We start from the raw sequence: 24,021 nt of genomic DNA on the forward strand, positions 1-24,021 counted from the left end.
GCGGAGGCGCTGCCGCACGCACATCGCATCTAATCCGCTGGATGGCACAGGGCGGATCTTCCCCGCTACACCCGAATGGAACACTTCAAGGTGCTATTCCAATGGCATGAAGGCAGGGTGACATACGTGCCCCGTTCCGTTCCTGCTTCTGCTGCAGTCGTCCGTCCCGTCGTCATCGACCGGGCGGAACACCGCTTCCTGCTGTCACCCGTCCAACTCCACTGCGGGGACGCCTGGTCGGTGCCAACCGTGCCCGTGCGTGCGGGCGAGTCCTACCGCCGAACCGCGGTGCGCTACCTGCGGTGGGAGACCGGCCTGCCCTGTCTGCGGATCGCACCGGTGGTCGGGGTCCTTCCGGCCGTCGGCGGGCGGCAACGCGTCGAGTACGTCGTACTGGCCGGACCTGTCACCGAGGCCTGGCTGGAGGACGTGCGTGTCCTCTTCGGGACGGATGCTCGCTGGTGGAGCACAGCCCAACTACGGGACGCAGAAGCGCGGGTGGAGCCGGACACGCTGCCGCTGCTCATGGACGGCTATTGGGAGGGCTGGCTGCCCGACGGGGAGGTCTCACTCGAATGAGACCCGTTGTCGTGTCGGAGTGGATCTTCTCCACAGTAGGAGAGTGCTCAAGTGACCATGTATGCCGTTGAGATCACCCTGACCCGTGCGGTCGGGACCGTCGAGCTGAGGGCCGCGCGGCAGGAGGGCCGTCTGCCCTTGGCGGCCTCCGGCGACCGCAAACGTCTCGCCGTGCTTGTGTCAGCGCAGAACGAACCCCGGGCCATGAAGACGATCTGGCGGCGGCTGCAGCACGCACTGCCTATCGATGTGCTGTTCAGCATGTTCCCTGGGCCCGACGGCAAATACCTCATGAGCATCCCCATGGCCGACGAGGTGTGGGAACGGGTTTGTGGTCAGGCCGTCGTGGCCGGCAAGACCCCGGAGGACTTCCTGAGTGCGGCCGTCGCGCAGGCCCTTGCCCGGGACTGGTCCGATCGCCGGGCAGGGCTGGACCGCTCGCTGGATGTCCTGTTGCGCGCGTACACCCCCGAGGAGGTCACCGCGGCGGCCGCCCGGCGAATCGACCGTCGATCCTGAGCAGCTCGCAAGTTGATATGCCGTCCTCGCGGCCGCGAGCTGGGCACCTGCCGACGGCGGCCGAACCTTTCAGGCGACGCCGAGAGCACCGAGACCGAACACGCTGACGAGGCAACTGCCGTCCTCCATCGCGGTCATTTCGACGAGATTCAGGTGCCGTCCTTCCCCTCTCGACTTTCGATGTTCTGACAGGTCCGTGGTCTCACACTGCGGCGTTGACGCTGGCGGCGGCCCATGCTTGTTGGACGGTGCGGATTTCCTGCTCGGCGGGCTGACCTGGGCGGGTGGGCAGACACGATCACCTGCCTTGATCACTTTGACAGGTTCCGGCCCTCCCTCGGAGGGTCGAGCCTCCTTCGTGATTGCTCCAGACGGAGTGGTGTCCAGTCGATTTCGCTCACCTCGGACAGCGCAGCCTCGACTTTCGCGGGCAATCGTCGAGCGGCGATCGGACTTCGCACACGATGCCACCATCGGAAGTCTGCGACCTGGCGGACTGCGGCATCAGCCTGGGCGATGAGCGGGTCGAGGGTTGCGGCCTGCTGGGCGACATCCGCCGCCAACTTCTCCCGGTACGGCTCGAGCGTGGGATCGTCAACAATGGTCATCCGCCACAGTCGCAGGGCGGAGAACTGGACCCAGGACCGCGACGAGTCCTCAAGCGCTGCGCGGGCAGCGAGGATCCCTTCAACAGCGCTAGTCAGTCTCCGTTCACGACCTCGTAGAGTCTGATCGCGCGCGACGTCCTCAAGCGTCGTGATGGCATCGCGGAGTTGTTCGATGTCGTGGAGTTGGTGTGTCTTGAGCAGAATCCCGCTCGACTCGATCTGTCCCCAGTTCGTCTTCGAGAGGGTCCCGGCGCTCCTCGCGGTTTGGTAGACCTCCGCGAGTTGGAGCTGCGTGGCGCGAGCTTCCGCATGCCACTCGCGGAGCTGTTTCCGCTGGACGTTTCCCACCTGTTCGGAAATGGTCGTGAGCTGCTTCTCGATCCGATCGAGCTGAGCCTGGAGCGCCATCGCGGAAAGAGCGTTCGTCATCGACGCTGCTGCGGCGAGCCCACCTACCTCCTTGAGGCGCGCAACATGCTGGAACCTGCCCTTGTTGCCTCGAACGAGGGCGAGGACCTCTCCCGCCTTGTCCTTCGCCGCGCTGCCCGCGCGAATAGCTGCCGCCATCTCCGGGTCGACCAGCATGAGGCGTCCGACCATCTGCTGGTACGTCTGTACGCCGTCCACGGCAGCCTTGATCCGAGTGGCCCATGATCCGAGCTGCATTGGCGTCTGGACCACCGTTGTGCCGAACAAGTCCAGATTCTCGGGTGCGCCGAACACGTACACCTCATCGTCGCTGGTTCCTGGCACGACCAAAACCTGGGAGTCAACGACGGGTACGGGCGATGGTGTCGACTCCGTCGACATCATGCCGGTCATGCCCGAGGGCGCCTTTGATTGCAGGTTCTCGTTCACGGCTGCCGTGACGATGTTGAGCCGACGCCGACGGAGGATCAGTAGTGTTGCCAACACGGTGCAACCCGCAGCTGCTAGAGCAACCAGGGTGATTGCGACAGCGTCCCGCATGTGTCATTCCTAATCGTCGTCCGATGCTTCTCTGCTGCCCAGCTCCGCGCGGTCAGGCCCCCATCACCCACACGAGCACCCCCACGACGATCAACGAAAACGTCGAAAGTCGAGACCCCCTCCGGGTGGGAAATCTTCCTTCTGCCGGGAGGGGCTACGGCTGACCCGAGCCCAGGGCGGTATCCGTGTTGCGGCCGCCCCAACTGTCGGGGGTGCGCCAGAGGACATGGACGCCGAAGACGGCATGCAAGGTGTCGGCCGACCAATCCTCGGCGGGCGGTTCGGACAGCACCAGGTGGAGGCGGTCGGCGGGAGCGGGCAGGATGTGGTTGATCTCCAGGAGGCGGGTGGCTCCCAAGCGGAGGTCGGCGTAGGTGGAGCGACCGGCTCCGAGAACCTCGTAGAGGAAGTGGCCGTCCTCAGCGATGCGGCTGACATCGATGACCGGGGACTCGGTCGGTTGCAGGTCCGCCCAGAGCAGGGCCGCCATCAGGGCGTGGCGCACCGCTTCGTGCTTCTTGCAGGTGCGGTCGGCGGCCGCCGCAGTCTCCAGGGTGTGCAGAAGACTTTGCGTGGGCGTTGCCGGCGTGGTGGGAATGTCCGTGACGGGCGTCATAGGCTCGGCTTTCTTCTGCTCGGGCTGCTGGACGATGGAGGCGGGTGCAATCTCGGTTTCCGGTTCGACCGAGGAAGCCAGGCGGTGATGGAGCGCCTCCCGGCTTTCGGCCAGAGACTGGGTCCAGCCCGCGCTTGCCAATTCCTCCCGGAGTCGGCTTACGTCCAGGTTGTTGTCCTTGAGCGCACGGTTGGTGTTCGCCGCGAGGTCACGCAGGAGGCTTAGGCGGTGCTTATCCGGGGATCCGAGCACACGCCGCACGTCCACCCAGTCCGCCTGGTCGCGGCGAAGGACGCGGTTGGCCATGCCCTTGAGCTCAGAAAGACGTTCGGTAGCGTTCTCCGGAACAGTGCCGTCACCCTTGGTCAGCTCGTCGAGAACGTCAAGGGCCGCCACGTAGCGTTCGGCCATTCTGGGCGAGATGGGCTGGCGCCCGCGCTGATCTGCGGTGAGCAGACAGTGGCTCTTCTCGTGGGCGAACACCCAGCAGTCCAGTTCCTCGCCGGGATGAGGGGGAACGGAGCCGTGGCGGACGGTCAGAACCAAAGAAACGTCAACCGCGGGAGACAGGGCTTTGACCCTGTAGCGGCCGCCGGGCGTCGGGCCAAGCACTCGGACACGGATGGTGGTACCGATTTCGGGGACGTCACCGTCTGTCATGCGTGGTCTGACTTCGGTGGGTGCTGGCTCGGTGGTGCCGTGGGTGTTCGTGAGAGCCTCCGGGAGCGGTGAGGTGTGGAGGACCGTCAGGCTCTGGGTGCTGCGGGTGAGGGCGACATAGAGCTGGCGCAGGCCGGCAGGGCCGCGGGTGGCGATGGTTGTGGGTTCGATGACGAGGACGTGGTCGTATTCCATGCCCTTGGCCTGGGCGGCGGCCAGGACGGATATGGCCCCACGCCGTTGGTTGGCGATGCCGATGGCCTGATCCAGGTGGCGGCTGATTTCGTCGAGCCAGCCGGAGTCGTCGGGGACGATGACGGCGACGGAGCGCAGCGTGTGCCCGTCGCTGGTGCCGAGGAGACGGGTGGCTTGGGCGACAGTGTCGTCGAGTAGCTTCCACGGCTCGGTGGCCAACGTCCGGACAGCGTCCTCGCCGGATTCGCGCACGGCCTGCGGGTAGGGCAATGCGGGGGCAACCGTGCGGGCCAGTGGCGCGACGAAGTCCATGATTTCTGCGGGTACGCGGTAGCTGGTGTTCAGTTCTGCGACGCGCCAGTCGCCGTGATCGGAAAGGAGGGTGCCGAGGCGGTCCCAGTCGGTGTAGGTGTGGGGGCCTGTGGCCTGGGCGAGGTCGCCGAGGACGGTCATGGAGCCGTTCACCGCAGAGCGTCGGCGCAGGGAGCGGGCCTGCATGGGTGTCAGGTCCTGGGCTTCGTCGACGACGATGTGCCCGTAGCGTTGCGGGGTCTCTCCGGTGATGAGGTACCGCAGTTCTTCGAGGCAGACGTGGTCGTCAAGGGTCCAGGAGTCGGCGTCGGCCTTGTCGGCCCTGGGGCGGTGCAGGGCCGCCTGCTCCTCGGCGTCGAGGATGCCATCGGCGCAGGTGCGCATGAGGTCATGGGAGTCGTAGAGGCTCCGCAGAGCCTCCCTGTCACCCGGCGACTGCCAGACGCGTTCGATCAGGCGCTCGACTTGGCGGTTCCGTTCCAGGTCGCGGCGGATCGTGTCGCCGCGGCTGCGGCGTGGGGCGACTGCAACGAGTTCCTGTAGCAGGCGGTCGACGAGCAGGCTACGGAAGCGGTCGCGTCGCTCACGATAGGAGCCGTCGCCTTCGCGTATTTCCACCAAGAGAGCGAGGACCTCCGAGCGCGGGATGCGCAGGGTGGTGCTGCCAGCAGTGACGGTGAGCTCTGGTTTGGCGTCCTTGTATGAGGGGGTGGTGGTGAACTCGTCGATTGCCTCAGGACGGCACTCGTGCTCAACGCGCCGACGCAGGACGGCCGCCATGCGTTCGTCGGACTTGACGACCCGCCCCTGGGGCGTGTCAGTACCGAGGATCTCGCCGTTCCACAGGCGGGTCACCTGCACGGCGTTGACGTTTCGGATACCGAGGGTGGGTAGGACCTGCCCGACGTAGTCGAGGAACCGCTGGTGAGGGCCGACGACGAGGATGTCCTGGGCCTTGAAGTGCTCATTGTTGACCAGCCAGGTCACGCGGTGAAGGCCGACCGCGGACTTGCCGGTGCCCGGGCCGCCCTGCACGACGAGGATGTCGGAAGGCGAGCCGGTGACCAGATCCATCTGGTCTCGGCGGATGGTCTCGACGATGTCCCGCATGCTGCCGCTGCGTGAGCGCTGGAGCTCACGCAGTAGGAACTCGTCGGGCTGCAGTGGCTTCTGGCGCTGGATGCGGGCGATGTCGGCGGGGGTGAGGACGGGGCTAGGAACGGATGGGCGTGGCACTCCCCCCTTCTGGATGTCGGTGGCGGGGCTCACAGGCAGCGCCTCCGGTTCTGCGTCGTCCGCCGCCGGCCGGGGCTGCGGAACAGTGGCTGCAGGGGCGATCTCGTCGAAGTAGTCCTCGACGACACGCTGGACGCAGCGCAACTGCCGCCGCAGGAGAACCTCGTTCGGCGCGTCAGGCCGGACCTCGAACCACTTCTTGGCCAGCGGGCTGGTCCACAGCAGGACCACACGGTCACCAGTTGCGGGATCGCTGACGCCACGTCGTCCCACGTACCAGGGGTTAGGTTCGTCCTGTACGTCGACACGGCTGATGACCAGGGATTCGTTGCCGAGACCGCCGTACGACGCCGCCCGCTCCTCGGCTTCGATCCGGTTGGCGACGCTGTCCTTGCCGCTGGCGGAGGCCGAGGCGACCGAACCTCCGCTAAGTTCAGCCAGCCGCGCGGCATAGCAGTCATATGCGTGGTCCACCGCCTTCTGCTCGACGGCGATGATCTCGTCACCTGTGTTGGTGCCCATGTGCATCCCTCCCTCGCGACGCCCTGAACGAAGGACGCCGCTACGGGCCTGCGCCCGTACCCCGGCGAAAGAACTATCAGAGATCGGTTGATGACACCCAGTCAGTGGCACAATTCTCGAACCAGCTCACCGACCTCCGTCCGCCAGGCGCGGACCTGGTCGTGCGTGGGGCCGATCTCGTACTGGTGGTAGTGGCACCCCAGACACAGGTGAGACCAGACGGCCTTGGCCCGGCGGGCGGTCTCCGCCGCGGTGTAGCACCGCAGGCAGAGCATCCGGGCCCGCCCCGTTGTCCTGGACAGCCCTGGCACCGCGGCGTCCAGCACCTGGCCGACAGCGATCTCCAGGGCGGTTCGCAGAGCCAGGGTCGCTCCGCGGTTACGGCCGGAGGCCGTGGCGCCGAGGTTGCCGGCGAGGAGCCGGTCAGCCGTCAGCAGGAGGTCTTCGACTGAGGTGGCAGGACCAGTCATCACGCGGTCACCTCCGGCTTGCGCACCTTCTGCGCCAGGGCCCCGACGTCCTGCACGAAACGGCGCGCGTCAGCGATCTGTGCGCCCCCGGAATGGGCACCCGACTGGCACTGTTTGATGAGGTACGCCGCCTGCGCTCCGTAGCGGGTGCGCAGTTCCTGGTCGACCTCGGCGGTCCGCCCGATGTCGCCGAACAGGGCTAGCGCCGCGATCTTCCTGAACTTGTCGGCGTCGCCGACGGCGGCCTGCAGGGCGTGCTCGGAACCGCCGGAGCGGTGGTGTCGGATCCAGGCGGCTTCGAGAAAGGCGTTTTCCAGGGCGATACGGCACAGGCTGGGCAGCACATGGGTCCGCGCCGCCGACGGAAGGCCCGGGGTGCTGACGATGGCCATGGCGTCGGCGAGCGCCTGGGCGACTGGATCGGTCACCGGCTTGACCGTCACCCTCGACGACGTACCCCGGTAGACCTCGAACACGGTCACAGGCAGTTCCTGGCTGGCGAAGGCCCGCTGGAGCCGGGTGTCGTGGGTGAACACGACGACCTGCCGGTGCTTGCCGAGTTCGGACAGGACCTCGGCGAGTCCGTGAACCTTGGCGGGGTCCATGGACTGCACGGGGTCGTCGATGACGATGAAGCCGAACGGGCTGTCGGCGGTGGCGGCCCGGGGCAGGAACAGGGACAACGCGAGGGAGTGCTGCTCGCCCTGGCTCATGACGCTGAGCGCCGAGGCCTCCTGACCGTCGACGGAGACGTCCATGACGAGCTTGCGGACGGTGGCCTTCTCGCTGCCTTTTAGGCTCACGGCCTTGAGGTCGATGTTGCTCTCCTGGCGGAGCTTCTCCCAGATCCGCTGCGACTGGTCGGCGAAGCTCTCCATGCGCTGCTCCCGCAGCTCGGCGGCCAGGGCCTTGATCCAGGTGCTCGCCTTCTTGAGGTCACGCAGCCGGCACCTGTTCGCCTCTACGACACGGGCCTTCTCCGCCCAGCCCGTCAGGCGGGTGACGAGCCTGCGCCAGCGTTCGTCCCGCTTCTCCAGCTCCCTGGCAGCCCGCTCCTTGACCGCGGCGCAGGCATCGGCCAGGGGTGCGGCGGTTTCGTGGGCGCGCCGGGCGAGTTCGGCGGGATCGCTGATCGTACGACAGGCGGTCCAGGCGCCCCACGGATCGGTCAAGGCGACGGGGATCCGCCCGGGTGTGTGGACGAGGTCCTGCACAGCCCGAGCTGCCGACCGGAGTTCGCTGCGCGCGTCCGCGGCGATCGTCGCCTCCTGTCGCAGCGCGGCGATCTGGGCCGTGGCATCCGTGGCCCAGGCAGCGTCCAGCATCCCGTCGGTCCGGCACACGGGGCACGAATCCTCGTCGGGGTGGCGGTCGTTGTGAGCCACTGCCCGCTCGAGGATTTCCGCACGATGCAGAGCGTCTTCGGCGCCGGTACCCCGCAGGTCCTCGACGTCGGCGAGGGCCTTGCGCAGCCGGTCCACAGCCGCGCCGACCCGTGCCATATCGGGTCCCTCTACGTCGGCCTCGGCGCGCAGCTCGGCGAGCAGGCCCTCGTCGGCGTTGGGCAGACCAGTGACCAGTGCTTCAAGGGTCGCGAAGTCAGGGGCTCCCTTCGTGTCGATTGCCACGAGTGCCTGTACCGCGCGCTCGTCGTCCTCGAGTTCGTACAAACCCTCCCTGAGGCCCGGCAGCTCCGCCTTCGCCGCCTTCGCCGCGTCGTCGAGTGCCTTGGCCTCCTCGCGGAGCCGGCTGTCGGCAGTGCTGAGCTGCCCCAGGCCGAGGATGGTGGCAATGGCGTCGTACATCTCGGAGGGCTTGCCGCTGATCATGCGGTCCAGGTCGACGTACGACAAGAAGGGTCGAAAGTCTGTCAGAGACTGCCTCCAGTCCGCCTGGTCGAGGGGCACACGGCTGTGCCCAGGTCGCTTGAGTTCACCATCGGAGTCGTTGAAGTCCTCGCCCGTCCACGTCCGGGTGAGTGTGCTGCGGCCGGTGTCACCCTCGATTGCCAGCTTCACCTCGATCTCCGGCTTGCCGGTGTCGTGGAGGTTGCGCCAGTTGCGGCTGCGCGTCGCGTCCTTTCCGTGCCACCGCAGGTTGGTGCCGGTGAAGGCCGTCTCGATGCTCTCGGCGATGCTCGACTTGCCGGAGCCGTTACGACCGACGACGAGGTTCACGCCGGGCCGGGGGCTGAGCTTCAGCCAGGCCCGGGGGCCGATGCCGCGGAACCGAGTGACGGCGACAGACTCGAGGTAGATCCGGCCGGCCTGGGCGGCCTGCGGGGTCTCGCCGTCGCCCAGAGCCTCCTTGAGGATCACCTTCACGGCCTCGGTGAGGTCTGCCCCCGCCAGGCGGGTCTGCACCAGCTCAGCCACGGGGACGGGCTGCTCGACCTGAGTCGGATGGGCGGGGAGGGTGTTCTGTTCGGGCTGTTCCGTCACGGTCATGGGGGTGTCTCCCGGGGTCCGGTGCTGATGCGGAGGAGGGGTGGGACACCGGCTGCGACCGTGGAGGGTGTGACTCCTGCGCCGCATCCGACACCGGGAACGATAGGGAGAACCAGGTGTTGTGCATCGTGTAGAAGTTGATAACCCGGGTTATCAACTTCTGGTGTGCGAAGTGCAGTTGTCAATCCGCGGTGCTCGCGCTCAAGCCCGCAGTCGGGCTCTTTCGGCGGCGGCTTCATGGCCGGAGACGGTCTGGGTGCCGAGGTCGGGACAGGCGGCGCTTGGACGTGTGCTTATCTCGCTGTTCCTGCCGAACCCATGTCAGTCGCCGAGCGTGAACTCGAGCCCGCCCGCCCGCAGGGCGGCCTCCGTCTGTGTGAGGCCGCCGCGGTGGGCCACCTCGACGGTGTAGAACTTCGAGCCCGGGGCGATGTCGTCGACCGTGAAGGGGAAGACGCACCCGGCCTCGGTCTTCTCGCCCAGGCCGAGAGAGCCGGTGGCGACCAAGGTCCCGTCCGCGTCGGTGACGTTGACCTGGGTGCCGAAGTCGATGTCGGAGTAGCCGCCGGTTCCCGAGCACGGCTCCCCGGTCTCGAGTCCCGCGCCAACCTCGGCGACGGTGAGCCTGCCGTCCGTTTCGAACGGTGCCGGTGCCCGACTCGCTCCGGACATAGCCGAGCTCGAACGGCTGCCGCCGGCCTTCGCCGGGGCCTCGTCGCCGCCGAGCAGGGACAGCGAAGCCCAGGAGACGCCCACCGCCGCGGATCCGACGCCAATGCCAAGAAGCAGGACCGCGCTCCGCGACAGGCGGGCCCAGCGGGAACCGCTCGGCGGTCCCGCGACTTCCGCCGAATCGCCTGACGGCGCAGACAAGGGCATGGGCGGAACCTGGGCGGTGGACGGGAGCGGGACCGGAGCGGAAACGTTGGTGGGCTGCTCGGGCTCGGACATCGCGGTGCTTCCCCTCATGGAGTGGTTGAGAGCGGAACGGACTGAGGTGCGCGGCGAGACTGGCGGAGGGTGTGGGAGAGGCCGGCCGTGAGGCGTGACCCGAGGGGCGGCCTGTTCAGGTGGGCGCTGGGACCGACACCGTCGGTCAAGGCGAGTCAGGGAAGGAAACCCCGAGGCGTCAGCCGACCTTCTTCCACTCCTGGCAGCCGCTGGTCTTGAAGTACTCGCCCTTGTTGACCGTGACGCGGCCCTGCCCCTGAATGTTGTCGTTGGCGATGATCGCGCCGAACTCGCCGGATGCGTTCTTCAAGCGGGCCCAGTAGCAGTTGGGGATGACGCTGTCCTCCTCCGGGCCACCGGTCCGATAGGTCCCGGGCTGGATGTCCTCGCCGACGAGGTACTGGCCTTCGCCCGAGAAGCTGCTCGGGGGACCGGACTTTTTCACCGGCTTCGGCTTGGCCGTGACCGTCGTCTTGACCGTCTCGGTGACGGTCACCGCCGGCTTCGGCGCGCCTGCGGCGGCCTTGGTGGCCGTGGCGGCCGGGGCGGCGCCCGAGGAGTCCGCCGTACCGCCGGACTCTCCACCGCCACCGATCGCGGCGCCGAAGATCAGTGCGACGAGCGCCGTCGCGCCGTGGGTGAGCCAGACCTTGCGCCGCGACGGCGTGTGCCCGGTGGGCGGCAGGCCCGGTACGGGCGGCTGGGTGAAAGTGTGCGGCGTCGGCTGTGGAGGCACCGTTCCCCAGCCGGCGCCTCCTCCTATGCCTTCCGACGGCTGGTGGGCGGGCGGCGTCGAGGACATGTCAGTCATGGGGAGACCTCCGGATCGCGACTGCGCTGAGCACCGGGTGTCGGTGCGTCGAACGAGCACCAGAGTGGGATCGACAGGCTCCAAAAACCTTTGGAGAAGCTGATAACCGGGGTTATCAGCTTCTCCCTACTTCTGCTTTCCCCCTCGCTGTAGGGTTCTGCCTGCCGCGAGCGCCACTGAGGGCTGCCGGGGCCATGGACGTCCTATCGGGGCCACAGAGGGGGTGAGGCAAGTGACCAGCACACGCGAAGGGACCGTGTCGCCCATCGTGCCCGAGCCGTCGGCCTGGCGGATCACGTATGCGGAAATCGCCACCCTTGCCCAGGTGCGTCGGCCCGTCCCCACCACCTGGAGCCGTAGGCACCCCGACTTTCCCGCTCCCGTCGCCCACGAGGAAGGGCGGCCCCTGTTCGACGCCCGCGCGGTCGTCGACTGGCTGACGACGACGGGCCGCGGTAACGCGGACGCCCGCCACCTGCGGGCCGAACTGGCCCTATACACCCTGGCCGCTTGGCGGACGCCGGTCCTTTCCGCCTCCGTCTTGGTGGGGGCACTGACCGCGCTGATCTGCCTGCGCCGGCAACTCGACGTCCCTCTCTCGGGCCAGAGCTGGGACGCGGTCCTCACTCAGGCCGACGAGCTCGATCCCGAGGACACGTACGTGTCGGCCGAGTTGAAGGCCGTCCCGGAGCCGGACCGCATCGGTCCCGAGCTGGCCGCGTTGGCCGACGAGCTGACCGAGGCCGCCTACACCCCCGCCGAGGCTTTCGACTGGGTCCTGGAGGCCCGGCGCCGCCTCGGCTCCCACGACCTGGCCGCCGACGAGCCCACCCCGGCCGTGGTACGCGTCCTCGCTGCCCTGTCCGGCGTCGACGCCCTCGACGAAGGCTCCGTCGTCGCCACCCCGCACGCGCGCTCCGGCGACCTGCTCGCCGCCCTGCACGCCCGGGCCGCCGAGGACTCCGGCCACACCTACCTCGCCGCCGCCCCCGACCCGGTGCGGGCTCGCCTGGTCCGCCGCCGGATGTTCGTCCGAGGCGTGAACGAGTTCGACCTCGGCGTCACCGAAGGGGAGGACCTGCCCGTCGACGACTGGGGATATCCCCATCTGCTGGTCTCCGTCCTCCCCTACGAGTCGGGGGAGAACCGCAGCCCACAGGTCGTCCTGGAACAGGTGCAGGCACTCACCGACTACCTCGACGAAGGCTCGACAGCCGTCGTTCTCGGCCCCGCCGACGTGCTCGTCCGCCCGTTCCCCCGGCACAGCGAGGCCGACCGTCTGCGCCGGTCCTTCCTCCGGGACGGTTTACTCAAGGCCGCGGTGAGCCTGCCCGACGGCGCGTTCCCCTACCGTCCCGGCTACCGCACCGCCCTCTGGGTGCTGGCCCGCACCTCGGCGGAACACCGCACGGGCCTGGTCCTCCTCGCCGATTACTCCGCGCAGCCGCTCACCGACACGGTCCTTGACGTGCTTGCCGAGGACATCGCCATCTGGCGCGCCGCCCCCTGGCGCGGCGACCGCCGCCACGAACCCCGCCACGCGGTGATCGTCCCCGCGAAGGACCTCGATGACCGGCCGGGCGCTGCCTTCACCACCCAGCACCGCCCGCCCATGGCCCGCTACACCAGGGGCGTCATCGAGCGTCCGGTCCGCATCAGCGCCCTGGAGCAGCGCCTGACGGAGCTGCACGAGCAAGCCCGGCAGCGCGCCGACCTGCGCACGGCACTGAGCACCCAGGCCGTACTGCGTCCCGACGACCAGCCGGTGCGGCGCACCACCGTCCGCCGGCTCCTCGACGACCGGCGCCTGCGCCGACGCCCCGGGCACCGTTTCGCCGACGAGCACCTCACGGCAGACGGCCACTACACAGTGCTCACCCCCGACGAGGTCCTCGGCATCGCACGCCCGGGGGGGCGCCGCATCGACCGCGGGGTGCTCCTCACTGGCTATGAACACGCCCTGTTCACAGAGCCGGGCGACATCGTCGTCACCACGAGCCCCCGCTTCGGTGCCTACGTCGACGAAGCGGGCCTGTCCCTGGTGGCAGCCCCGGCCCGCATCCTCCGCGTCCACCCCGACGCCGACCCGCCGGTGCTACCACGGGTGCTCGCGGCACTGCTACGAGCGGCCGCCGCCGACTACGCGCGCACCAGCGGCGCGGTGCGGGCCTCGCGCGGCATCGAAGACCTTCTCATCCCCGACCTGAGCCGGCGCGAGGCCGAGCGCTTCGACGCCGTGCTCGCGGAGATCGAGACCCGCGCGCACCTCCTGCGGGAGCAGTCCGCGGCCCTCGACGACCTGGTCCGCCTCACTGCCGCCGGTATCGCCGACGGCACGCTCACCCTCCAGAACCTTCCCGGAACCGACGACTAAAGGAGACGGTCTGCCCCATGGCTACCGCTGCGAAGAAGCCCACCGAACAGGCGGAGTTGTTCAGCGCCTCCACGGCCAAGGAGATCCAGGCGATCCTGTGGAAGGCCGCTGACAAGCTGCGCGGCTCCATCGACGCCGCGCAGTACAAGGAGTTCGTCCTCGGCCTGATCTTCCTGAAGTACGTCTCCGACGCCTTCGACGAGCGTCGCTCCCAGCTCGCCGCGGAACTCGCCGATGACGGCATCACCGAGGACCGGATGGACGACTTCCTGGAGGACCGGGACGAGTACACCGGCGCCCACGTCTTCTGGGTGCCGGAGACCGCCCGTTGGACGTGGATCGCCACCCACGCAAAGAGCCAGGGTGTCGGCAAGCTCCTCGACGACGCGATGGACGCGGTCATGCGCGAGAACGCCTCACTCACGGGCGTCCTGCCGAAGATCTTCAACCGCGACAACGTCGATCAGAAGCGTCTCGGTGAACTCGTCGACCTCATCAGCGACGCCCGCTTCGGCGGTAGCGGCGACAAGCCCGCGCAGGACGTGCTGGGCGAGGTGTACGAGTACTTCCTCGGCAACTTCGCGCGCGCCGAGGGCAAGAGGGGTGGCGAGTTCTACACGCCGCAGTCCGTCGTCCGGCTGATCGTGGAGATCCTGGAGCCGTACGAAGGGCGGGTCTACGACCCTGCGTGCGGCTCGGGCGGCATGTTCGTCCAAGCGGCCAAGTTCATCGAGGCCCACGCCGGGCGTGCCCACAAGGCTGACATCTCGGTCTTCGGCCAGGAACTCAACGAGCGCACCTGGCGCCTGGGCAAGATGAACCTCGCCATCCACGGCATCGACGGCAACCTCGCCCCCCGCTGGGGCGACACCTTCGCCGACGACAAGCACCCCGACCTCAAGGCCGACTTCGTCATGGCCAACCCGCCCTTCAACATCAAAGACTGGGCGAGGGATGAGAGCGACCCGAGGTGGCGGTACGGGGTGCCGCCGAAGAGCAACGCCAACTATGCGTGGCTCCAGCACATGATCTCCAAGCTGGGCGAACGGGGCACGGCCGGCATCGTCCTGGCCAACGGGTCCATGAGCTCCCAGCAGAGCGGCGAGGGCGAGATCCGCCAGGCGCTCGTGGAGGCCGACCTGGTGGCATGCATGGTCGCGATGCCGTCCCAGCTTTTCCGCACGACGCAGATCCCGGCATGCCTGTGGTTCCTGGCCAAGGACAAGACCCCGCAGGGCGCGAAGCGCCTGGACGACCGGCGCGGCGAGATCCTGTTCATCGACGCCCGGAACATGGGCGAGATGGTGGACCGCACGGAGCGTGTACTGACGGAGGCTGACCTCGCGAAGATCGCTGGCGCGTATCACGCGTGGCGGGGTACGGCGTCGGCTCGTGAAGCGGGGCTTACGTATGCGGATGAGGCCGGGTTCTGCTTCTCAGCAGACCTTGCGGCGATCCGGGAGCACGGGTACGTCCTGACACCGGGCCGGTACGTGGGGGCCGTTGAGGCGGAGGAAGAGGACACGGAGGCGGTGGCGGAGCGGATCGCAGCGCTGACGGAGGAGTTGTACGGGCTGTTTGACAGGTCGGCGGAACTTGAGAGGACGGTACGGGAGCAGCTGGGGAGGGTCGATGTCTGAGCTTGTGCTGGGTGACTCCCTGGAGCTCCTGGTTGACAACCGTGGGAAGAACCCTCCGTTCGTATCCTCAGGAATCCCAGTTCTGTCTGCCAAGGCTATCAAGAACAGCAAAATTGCGTTCAAGGAAGCCCGTTACATCTCCTGGGAAACCTACCAGCGGTGGATGCCTGATCCACTCAGGAGAGATGACGTTATCCTTACGTCCGAAGCGCCGCTCGGCGAGGTTGCACTTGTTACCGGTAATGAGCCGTTGGCAATCGCGCAACGTCTCTACGGGCTTCGAGGTAAGTCGGGGGTACTCGATAGCCGGTACCTGTATTACGCGCTCCAGTCTGATGTAGTGCAAACCGACTTGCAGAATCGGGCGAGCGGAACGACGGTTTCTGGTATCCGTCAGCCTGAACTCTTGAAGGTGCGCATCCCTAACCCTGGGTACACCAAGCAGAAAGCAATTGCGGCCGTACTTGGGGCGCTTGACGACAAGATCGCCGTCAACGAGCGCATCGCGGCCACCTACGAGCAGCTGCTCCAGTATAAGTACAACGAGCTTGGCTTGTCTGACGAGCCTGATGGGTCAACCTCGATCCCCGTCACAGATCTCATTTCTTTCAATCCCAAGCTCAGCAAGCCCGCAGCCGATGAACCTATCTACGTGGATATGGCCGCGCTCCAGACTAACGGTGCCAGCATCCCCACCTGGACCCGTCGAGTACCCAAATCCGGGCCCCGATTCGCGAACGGTGATACGCTCCTGGCGCGTATCACCCCGTGTTTGGAGAACGGGAAGACCGGATACGTGGATTTCATGAGTGATGGTGAGATCGGCCTCGGATCGACTGAGTTCATCGTCATGCGATCACGTTCTGGAATTCCCGCCGAGCTCAGTTATTTCCTTGCGCGGGATGGCCGATTCCGTGAGCACGCCATTCGCAACATGGTCGGCACATCCGGGCGCCAACGCGTGAGCGCCGCTGACGCTGCGAACTTCCTGGTGAACGAACCGGACGCCGCTGCTCTAGCAGCCTTCGGGCAGGAAGCCTCGCCTGCCTTCGCCCACATGAAGTCGTTCCAGAGCGAGTCCCGCACCCTCGCCGCCCTCCGCGACACCCTCCTACCCCAGCTCATGTCCGGCCGCCTTCGCGTCAAAGACGCCGAGAAGATTGTCGAGGACCACGCATGACGCACGACGACGAGAGCGCGAGCGGCAGAAGCCACAACCACCGCCCCCTCGAAGCCGACTGGGAACTGCTCGCCCTTGACGAGCTCGCCGAGCTGGCCTGGCTGCCCGCCTCCGGGAACGAGTTTGCCCCTGGCTCCGGGCACCGTAAGTCCTGGGACGACCTGATCCTCTACCCCGACCTCCGCGAGGCGATCGAGCGGCTCAACCCCGAGCTGCCCCCGGACGCCGTGCGCGACGCCATCGCCGTCGCGGCGACCCCGGAGTCGCAGGACACGTACGAGGAGAACCGCACCGCCCACGGATACCTGACCACCGGCATCCGCTCCGTCGTCTACACCGACGCCTTCGGCGCCGAGCACAACCCGACCGTCCGCCTCGTGGACCTGGCGGACCCGGACGGGAACACGTACCGCGCGCTGAACCAGGTCACCGTCGTCGACGGTGAGAAGCGGCGCCGTTTCGACATCGTCCTCTACGTCAACGGACTCCCGCTCGCGGTGCTGGAGTTGAAGCGCGCCGGCGACGAGAGCGCCACGCTCCAGGACGCGCACTCCCAGGTTTCCCGGTACGTGAAGGAGTTCCCGACCGCCTTCCGCTACAACGCGGTGGTGCTGCTCTCCGACGGCATCACGGCGAAGTACGGCACGCCCTTTACCCCGTACGAGCACTTCGCGCCCTGGAACACGGACGAGACCGGGGCCCGCGTCACCCCGTTCGCCGTGGACGGCGAGTGGGTGGCCGATTCGGGCCAGAACCTGGCGCTGCACGGGCTGTTCACCCAGCCCCGGTTCCTCTCCCTGTGCCGGTCCTTCATCAACTTCGTGCCGCCCAAGCGGATGAAGCGCATCGCGAAGCCGCACCAGTACTTCGCGGTGACCCGGGCCGCGGAGAAGGTGCGGGAAGCGGCAGCCGGTGATGGGAAGGCTGGTGTCGTCTGGCACACGCAGGGGTCGGGCAAGTCCGAGGAGATGGTGCTCACCACGGCGATGGTGATGGGCGACCCGGCCCTGCTGAACCCGACCGTCGTCGTCATCACCGACCGCAACGATCTCGACGACCAGCTGTACTCCACCTTCCTGGAGAGCGAGATCCTCCCGGGTACGCCTCTCCAGGTCGCGACCCGGGCCAAACTGCGGGAGGAGCTCGCGGCCAAGCGGACCGGCGGCATCCTCTTCACCACCCTGCAGAAGTTCGGTAAGACCAAGGAGGAGAAGGAGTCGGGGGCCGACCATCCGCTGCTCTCCGACCGGCGCAACATCGTGGTCGTCGTCGACGAGGCCCACCGCAGCCACTACGACAACCTCGACGGCTACGCCCGTCACCTGCGCGACGCCCTCCCGCACGCCACGCTCCTCGCCTTCACCGGAACGCCGATCTCCGAGGCCGACCGCAACACCCGCCAGGTCTTCGGCGGTTACATCGACATCTACGACCTCAAGAGGGCCGCCGACGACGGCGCGACGGTCAAGGTCTTCCACGAGGGCCGCGTCATCAAGCTCGTCCTCGGCAAGGACCTCGACCCGACGAAGATCGACGAGGAGGCCGACCGCATCACCGACGGCCTCGACGACACCGAGCGCCGCCGGGTCGAGCAGGCCGTCGCCACGATGAACGCCATGTACGGCGCGCCGGCCCGTGTCAGGGATCTCGCCGAGGACCTGGTGGCGCACTGGGAGGAGCGGCGCGAGCGGATGCGGCCGTTCGTCGGGGTCTCCGAGAAGGGCGGGGCGGCCGGCAAGGCGATGGTCGTCTGCGCGACCCGTGAGATCTGCGTCCGCGTCTACGACGCCCTGCGCGAGCTGCGGCCGGACTGGCACAGCGACGAGCCCGCCAAGGGTGCGATGAAGATCGTCTTCTCCTCGAACTCCCGCAAGGACGAGGACCATCTGCTCGACCACGCGCTGCCCGACGGCCAGCGCAAGGCGGTCATCAACCGCGCCAAGGACCCCGACGACGAGCTGCAGCTGCTCATCGTCAACAACATGCTGCTGACCGGCTTCGACGCCCCGCCGGTCCACACCATGTACCTGGACCGTCCGCTCAAGGGCGCCAACCTGATGCAGGCCCTCGCCCGGGTCAACCGCCGCTTCCGCGGCAAGGAGGACGGTCTGCTCGTCGGCTACGCGCCGCTGACGGAGAACCTGCAGAAAGCGATCGCCGAGTACACGGACGCCGACCAGGAGGACCGTACCCTCGGCCAGGACCTCGACCGCGCGCTGGACGAGCTGCGCAACGAGTACGACATTCTCAGCGACATCCTGCGCGGCTTCAACTGGCGTGCGCGCCTCGAACAGGCGACCGCCAAGGCGTACGTCAGCGCCGCGGGCGGGGCCGCCGAGTACCTCCGGAATCCGCGCACCCCCGGCAACGACCCGGAGAAGCTCGACGATCCTCGCCAGACCGTCGGCCGGCGCTTCCGGGAGCACTCCCACCGCCTGGAGCGCTTCTACGCGCTGACCGCCAGCGCCACGAACATCGGCGAGCGTTTCCCGGACCACCCGGCCTGGCGCCGGGACATCCAGTTCTTCGTCGAGGTCCGCGCCTACATGGCCAAGCTCGACGCGGCGGAGCGCGAGGCGCGCGGCCTGCCAGTCGCCCGCGATGTCGAGCTGTACCTCGCCCAGCTGACCTCGTCCGTGGTCGAGACCGGCGGGATATCGGACCTGTTCGCCGAGGCCGGCCTGGAGATGGCCGACCTGACGCATCTCAATGACGCGCTTGTCGCCAAGCTCCAGGGCGGCGACACCCCCCACCTCGCGGCGGAAGCGCTGCGTCGGCTCATCGAGCAGAAGATGCGCGAGGTCACGCGTCACAACATCGTCCGCCGCACGGCCTTCTCCGACCGTCTGCAGGACCTGATGATCCGGTACACGCGGCAGCAGTACACGAGTGCCGAACTCATCGCCAAGCTGGTCGAGATGGCCAAGGAGGTGGTCGAGGACGCCCGGCGCGGCGAGAAGTTCGATCCGCCACTGAACTGGCGCGAGCTCGCCTTCTACGACGCCGTGGCCGAGCATGACACGGCTCAGGAACTCATGGGCGATGAAGTCCTGGCGGGCATCGCCCGCGATCTCGTCACGGAGGTCCAGAAGAAGCTCAAGCCCGACTGGATCGCCCGTGAACCGGTCCGCGCCGGTCTCCGCAGCGCCATCAAGCGCCTGCTGGCCCGCCACGGCTACCCGCCGGACAGGCGCGCGGCGGCTGTCGAGCTGGTCCTGAAGCAGATGGAGCACTTCGCCGACGAATGGTCCACAACCGGCGTCCCGGAGAGCTGACGTCAACTCGGAGGCTTCGTGGTCACGCTTCATGGACCTCTGCCTGGGGTGGCTCACACGTTGACGAGGGATGCAAGGATTACAACCTCCCAATTCCGATAAATTGACAGATTATTGGACGATGGCAGGCCCTTCGAGTGGTCGAAGGGCCTGCCATCCGCACGACTACTGAGGTTTTCGGCCTAGGGTGACGGTGATCTCGCGGATGGGTGTATTCGTGGAGGATGCGGTATCCCGATGGGGGTGGCCTGACCGCGAAGCAGCGGGCCCGGCGGGAGCAAGTGCGGTTCGAGGCTGCCGAGTTATTCGCGCAAGGGGTGAAACCGCCGCAGGTCGCACGGCGGTTACGGGTCTCACGCAAGTCCGCCTACGCCTGGCATGCCCGCTGGCGGGACGGCGGCATTGAGGCACTGCGGTCCAAGGGGCCGTCCGGGCGTCCGTCACGGATGAAGCCCGAGTGGCGGGCCTGGCTGGCAGCGGAGCTCGACAAGGGTCCGGCTGCGCACGGCTGGACGGAGGACCAGCGCTGGACGCTGGCCCGGGTGGCCACGGTGATCGCCCGGCGCTTCCACGTGCGCTTCAGCCAGGCCCAGACCTGGCGCATCCTGCGCGAGATGGGCTGGACGGTGCAGGTGCCGGTACGGCGGGCTGCCGAACGCGACGAGGAGGCCGTGGCGACGTGGATCAAGGAGACGTGGCCGCGGGTGGAAAGACGGTGAGGGACCGGGATGCCTGGCTGTGCTTCGCGGACGAGGCAGGGCAGCTGCTGCGGCCGCCGAAGGCGTGCACCTGGTCCCGCCGTGGCCGTCCACCCCTGGTCAGGGTTCGCGCGGCCGGCTCGGGCCGCATCTCCTTGGCGGGCTTGGTCTGTCACAAGGCCGGCCGGCGCACGCGGTTGGTCTTCCGGATGCTGGTCCACCACGGCCGCAAGGGTGAGAAGAAGGGCTTTCGGGAGAGGGACTTCGCCTCGTTGTTGGACGCCGCCCACCAGCAGCTCGGCGGCAACATCGTGCTGGTCTGGGACAACTACAGCCACCACGTCGACGCTGCCATGCGCGAGCTGATCGGAAAGCGGCCCTGGCTGACGGTCTTCCGTTTCCCGACCTACACCCCCGACCTCAACCCGGCCGAGGGCGTGTGGGCGCACCTGAAGAAGAGCCTGGGCAACCTCACCCCGTGCAGCATCGATGACCTCGCCGGGCTGGTCCGCACCCGCCTCAAACGGATGCAGTACCGGCCGGACCTACTCGCCGGGTTCATCGCCGAGACCGGACTGATCACGACACCGCCATGACGTCACCCCGAACCGAAAACCTCAGTAGCGGTCGTCCTCTGACAGACCGGAGGGCCGATGGCGCATAGGTGACCTTGACCAAGCGCATTGAGGCTGGTCCGCTTGGTCAGTTGGATTTCTTTCTGGGGGTTGCCTACGTGCTCAGGTCGGTTCTGCCTGCGCTGCCCCGGTCCGATGGCCGGAGAGCGGGGCTTGTTGGGTATGGCGCAGCCGACCTGGTGACGCGCTCGTGAGAGCGCGGCGCGGCGCGGCGATTGCCGTCATCGCCGGCGGAGGCGCGATCACCACCATGCTCGTGGGCTTGGTGACGAACGCCGTTTCTGCACAGTCGCATTGGCCCTCATGGCTGGGCTGGTTACAGACGCATCCCTGGCTGTCGTTCGTCATCCTTGGGGTGGTCACGGCCGGGCTGACAGCGTTGCTTACTGCGTTGGACGATCACCGGGCGCCGGGGCAAAGTCCCGAGCCGGCAGCGCGCCCGGATGACGGCTCAGGTCCGCCCGGGGCTGCCCTGGTGCTGCGGTCGCTGCCGCGAGACACCACGGCGTTCACCGATCGGTCAGCCGAGCTGGAGTCGCTGGTGCGCTCCGTACGTGCTGCGCAGGAGACCGGTGAGGCCCTACTGGTCCACGTCATCGACGGGATGCCCGGGGTGGGGAAGACGACCTTCGCGGTACACGCTGGGCACGTGCTCTCCGAGCGGTTCCCCGACGGGCAGCTCTTCGTCAACCTGAACGGACATACAACGGGGCGCAGCCCGGTGCAGGCGACCGAGGCTCTCGCGTCGCTCCTCGCGGCCAGCGGTGTGCCGACGCAGCAGATACCCGTGGGCGACGATGTCGGGGCGATCACGGAGGCGCGGGCTGCCATGTGGCGGAGCAGGCTCGCGGGCAAGAAGGCGCTGCTCATCCTCGACAACGTGGCCAGCTACCGGCAGCTGGAGCCGTTGCTTCCCGGTGGGAGCGACTGTCTCGTGCTGGTGACCAGCCGCAAGCGGCTGGCTGCCCACGAGGAAGTGGTGCTGCCGGTCGAGGCGCTGCCGTCCAACCATGCGGTGGACCTGTTCATACGGCTCAGCGGGCGGACGGCGGACTCAGTCGACCGGGATGTAGTCGAGGATCTGGTGCGGCTTTGTGGGTACCTCCCGTTGGGGGTGTCATTGCTCGCCGCGCGGTTACGGCACCATCCGTCCTGGAGCGCCGAGGACCTGCACGGGCGGTTGGTGGCGGCCCGGAACCGGCTGGGAGAACTGCGCGCCGGCGAGCGCGCGGTCGCCGCGACGTTCGATCTGTCCTATCGGGACCTCGCACCGGAACGCCAGCACTTCTTTCGGTGCCTCGGTTTCTACCCAGGCACGGAACTCGACGCGTACGTCGGGGCCGCGCTCGGATCGGTTTCGGTGGTGGTAGCCCGCCGACAACTCGAAGCGCTCTACGACGCCCACCTGATCGACGAACACCCGGGGAGCCGTTACCGGCTTCACGATCTCCTACGCGACTACGCGCGCGGTCTCGCTGACGAAGGAGACAGCATGGACCACGTACCGGCCGTTCAGCGTGTGTGCACCTACTACCTGGCCGCTCTGGCCGTCGCGAATGAGCACATAGTCCGCGGCGGCTCCGTGGTGCCACCTTCAGCGGACGACGCGGAACACGTCGAGACTCCGGCCATGGAGTCGCGTACGGCGGCCCTGGGCTGGCTGGAGAACGAGCGGCCCAACATCCTGGCCTGCATCCGGCAGGCCAGCGGGCTCGCTCTGCACGACCTCGTGATTCGTCTGGCCGCGGCCATGGCACCCTTCCTGCGGCAGGCCGGCCCTTGGGACCAGGCCGTCGGGCTTCACCGGACGGCTGCCGGGGCGGCCCAGCACACCGGAGACCAGCAGGCGCTGGCCGGCGCTCTGGCCGAGCTCGGTGTCGTACGGCGCTTCATGGCGTCCTATCCCGAAGCGATCGAGGCCCTGAACGAGGCTGTGACGCGGTACGACGCGGTCGGGGACCGGCGTGGCAAGGCGGATGCCCTGAACCAGGTGGGCATCGTGTGGTATCTGATCGCGGACAACGATGCCTCGGCCCGTGCCCAGACTGAGGCGCTCGCCCTCTACCGAGAACTCGGGTACCGGCTCGGTCAGGCCAACGCGCTGGCCGACCTCGGCATGGTGCGGCGCCAGACCAGTAGGTTCGATGAGGCCGTCGAGGCCCAGTCCGAAGCACTGTCGATCTACCGTGAGCTCGGCGACCGGTACGGGGAGGCCAACTCCTTGCGGGACCTGGGCATTGTGCACTGCCTCATGGGTGAGTACGGCCTCGCCACCGAGCGGCAGCGCGAAGCGTTCGACATTTACAAGGCGCTGGACGACCGGGTCCACCAGGCGTACGCCCTCAACGAGTTGGGTGTGGTGCAGCGGCTCACCGGTGATCTCGAGGGCGCTCGCGACGCCCACACCCAGGCGCTGGAGCACTACACCGAGCTCGGCGAACGCTTCGGCCGCGCGAACAGCGTCCGCCACCTCGGTGTGCTGAACCGTCTGTCCGGGGACATGCTGACAGCGATCCGTGTGCTCGAGGAGGCTCTGGAGGTGTATCGCGATCTCGGCAGCCGTGGCGGCGAAGCCGCCTCGTTGAGCGAGTTGGGGATCGCCCGCGGGATCATCGGTGAGCAGGACGCTGCTGTTGAGGCATTCCGGCAGAGCCTGGAGATTCTGCGTGATCTCGGCGATCGCTGTGGCGAGGCGGAGGTGCTCAACCACTGGGGAGCGCTGCTGCGGACGTCCGGTGACCCGACCGCCGGGCGCGAGCACTTCGAACAGGCGTTGGTTCTGGCTCGGGACATCCGCTGTCCGTTGGAGGAGGCACGGGCGCTGGAGGGGATCGGCCGCTGCGATTGGACGATCGACGGCCCCGCCCAGGCCGAGGGGATGCTGCGTGAAGCGCTCACCATGTACCGACAGTTGGGCGTGAGCGCGTCGGCCGACGACGTCGAGCGGCTCTTGGTGTCGCAGACGGGATGAGCCGGAGCGAAATACGTGACCATTTTCCGTATGTCGCGGTGAGTGGCGACGCTGCTACGTTGCCAGCCGATCTATAGCTTCAACCGCCCTTTGCTTCCATTGCCATCGCAGCGTCCCAGTCTCTCGGCACCCATCACAAGGAGCGTTCAATGCCGCCCAGCACGAGTGTTCCCTCCCCTTCGGCTCACGGTCTGAACACCACGGAGTCCGCGCCCGCTCCCGAAGTCCTGGGCCGTGTCGCCGCCCGCGTGCAGCGCCGCCTGGCGGCTGAGCGGGCCGCCTCGAACAGCATCGGGGACGGCTCCCACGCCGCCTCACTGACCTGGCCGTGGCCGCTGTAGTCGCTGCTGCTT

At 67.7% G+C, this 24,021-nt stretch carries 15 protein-coding genes; 9 read left to right on the plus strand and 6 right to left on the minus strand.

Features of this window, described 5'->3' with window-relative positions:
- The first annotated feature begins 126 nt into the window (after nucleotides 1-126).
- Entirely contained in the window at nucleotides 127-579 is a 453-nt protein-coding gene (locus ACZ5SK_RS09775; protein ID WP_468575696.1) for an NUDIX hydrolase, read from the plus strand.
- Nucleotides 580-636: 57 nt separating this feature from the next.
- Entirely contained in the window at nucleotides 637-1,098 is a 462-nt protein-coding gene (locus ACZ5SK_RS09780; RefSeq protein ID WP_468575794.1) for a hypothetical protein, read from the plus strand.
- Between the two features lie 311 nt (nucleotides 1,099-1,409).
- Here ACZ5SK_RS09780 and ACZ5SK_RS09785 read toward each other — a convergent pair whose 3' ends face one another.
- The 6 genes from ACZ5SK_RS09785 to ACZ5SK_RS09810 all read right to left on the minus strand — a co-directional run bounded on the left by ACZ5SK_RS09785 (nucleotide 1,410) and on the right by ACZ5SK_RS09810 (nucleotide 10,895).
- Entirely contained in the window at nucleotides 1,410-2,675 is a 1,266-nt protein-coding gene (locus ACZ5SK_RS09785; protein ID WP_468575697.1) for a hypothetical protein, read from the minus strand.
- A 154-nt stretch (nucleotides 2,676-2,829) separates the two neighbouring features.
- Complete coding sequence (locus tag ACZ5SK_RS09790) at nucleotides 2,830-6,216, minus strand: HelD family protein (RefSeq protein WP_468575796.1); 3,387 nt, start codon at nucleotides 6,214-6,216, stop codon at nucleotides 2,830-2,832.
- Nucleotides 6,217-6,317: 101 nt separating this feature from the next.
- A complete protein-coding gene (locus ACZ5SK_RS09795; RefSeq protein WP_468575699.1) occupies nucleotides 6,318-6,686 on the minus strand; it encodes a hypothetical protein in 369 nt (122 codons plus the stop codon).
- A complete protein-coding gene (locus ACZ5SK_RS09800; protein ID WP_468575700.1) occupies nucleotides 6,686-9,133 on the minus strand; it encodes an AAA family ATPase in 2,448 nt (815 codons plus the stop codon). Before ACZ5SK_RS09800 ends, ACZ5SK_RS09795 begins: the two co-directional genes overlap by 1 nt.
- 321 nt (nucleotides 9,134-9,454) lie before the next feature.
- Nucleotides 9,455-9,889, minus strand: a complete 435-nt coding sequence (locus tag ACZ5SK_RS09805; RefSeq protein WP_468575702.1) for a hypothetical protein — start codon at nucleotides 9,887-9,889, stop codon at nucleotides 9,455-9,457.
- 373 nt (nucleotides 9,890-10,262) lie between these two features.
- On the minus strand, nucleotides 10,263-10,895 hold the full coding sequence (locus ACZ5SK_RS09810) for a hypothetical protein (protein ID WP_468575704.1): 633 nt from the start codon (nucleotides 10,893-10,895) through the stop codon (nucleotides 10,263-10,265).
- A gap of 232 nt (nucleotides 10,896-11,127) precedes the next feature.
- Here ACZ5SK_RS09810 and ACZ5SK_RS09815 point away from each other — a divergent pair, with 232 nt between their 5' ends.
- From ACZ5SK_RS09815 to haaA, 7 genes are all read left to right on the plus strand, one after another.
- Nucleotides 11,128-13,269 carry a hypothetical protein gene (locus tag ACZ5SK_RS09815; protein ID WP_468575706.1) on the plus strand — a complete coding sequence of 714 codons (2,142 nt, stop codon included), beginning with the start codon at nucleotides 11,128-11,130 and terminating at the stop codon, nucleotides 13,267-13,269.
- Nucleotides 13,270-13,286: 17 nt separating this feature from the next.
- Nucleotides 13,287-14,909: a class I SAM-dependent DNA methyltransferase gene (locus tag ACZ5SK_RS09820; protein WP_468575707.1), complete on the plus strand. Its 1,623-nt coding sequence runs from the start codon at nucleotides 13,287-13,289 to the stop codon at nucleotides 14,907-14,909.
- On the plus strand, nucleotides 14,902-16,089 hold the full coding sequence (locus ACZ5SK_RS09825; protein ID WP_468575709.1) for a restriction endonuclease subunit S: 1,188 nt from the start codon (nucleotides 14,902-14,904) through the stop codon (nucleotides 16,087-16,089). Before ACZ5SK_RS09820 ends, ACZ5SK_RS09825 begins: the two co-directional genes overlap by 8 nt.
- Nucleotides 16,086-19,364, plus strand: a complete 3,279-nt coding sequence (locus ACZ5SK_RS09830; protein WP_468575710.1) for a type I restriction endonuclease subunit R — start codon at nucleotides 16,086-16,088, stop codon at nucleotides 19,362-19,364. Before ACZ5SK_RS09825 ends, ACZ5SK_RS09830 begins: the two co-directional genes overlap by 4 nt.
- Before the next feature lie 224 nt (nucleotides 19,365-19,588).
- A protein-coding gene (locus tag ACZ5SK_RS09835) for an IS630 family transposase (protein ID WP_468575712.1) occupies nucleotides 19,589-20,658 on the plus strand; the annotation gives its coding sequence in 2 pieces (ribosomal slippage) (nucleotides 19,589-20,060 and nucleotides 20,060-20,658; 1,071 coding nt in all).
- 229 nt (nucleotides 20,659-20,887) lie between these two features.
- On the plus strand, nucleotides 20,888-23,668 hold the full coding sequence (gene haaT, locus ACZ5SK_RS09840; RefSeq protein WP_468575714.1) for a cyclophane-containing RiPP biosynthesis TPR protein HaaT: 2,781 nt from the start codon (nucleotides 20,888-20,890) through the stop codon (nucleotides 23,666-23,668).
- A 149-nt stretch (nucleotides 23,669-23,817) separates the two neighbouring features.
- Nucleotides 23,818-24,009, plus strand: coding sequence for a HaaA family cyclophane-containing RiPP peptide (gene haaA / locus ACZ5SK_RS09845; RefSeq protein WP_468575716.1), 192 nt, complete (start codon nucleotides 23,818-23,820; stop codon nucleotides 24,007-24,009).
- The last annotated feature ends 12 nt before the right edge of the window (nucleotides 24,010-24,021 follow it).

Source organism: Streptomyces sp. NPDC031474, from assembly GCF_055581185.1.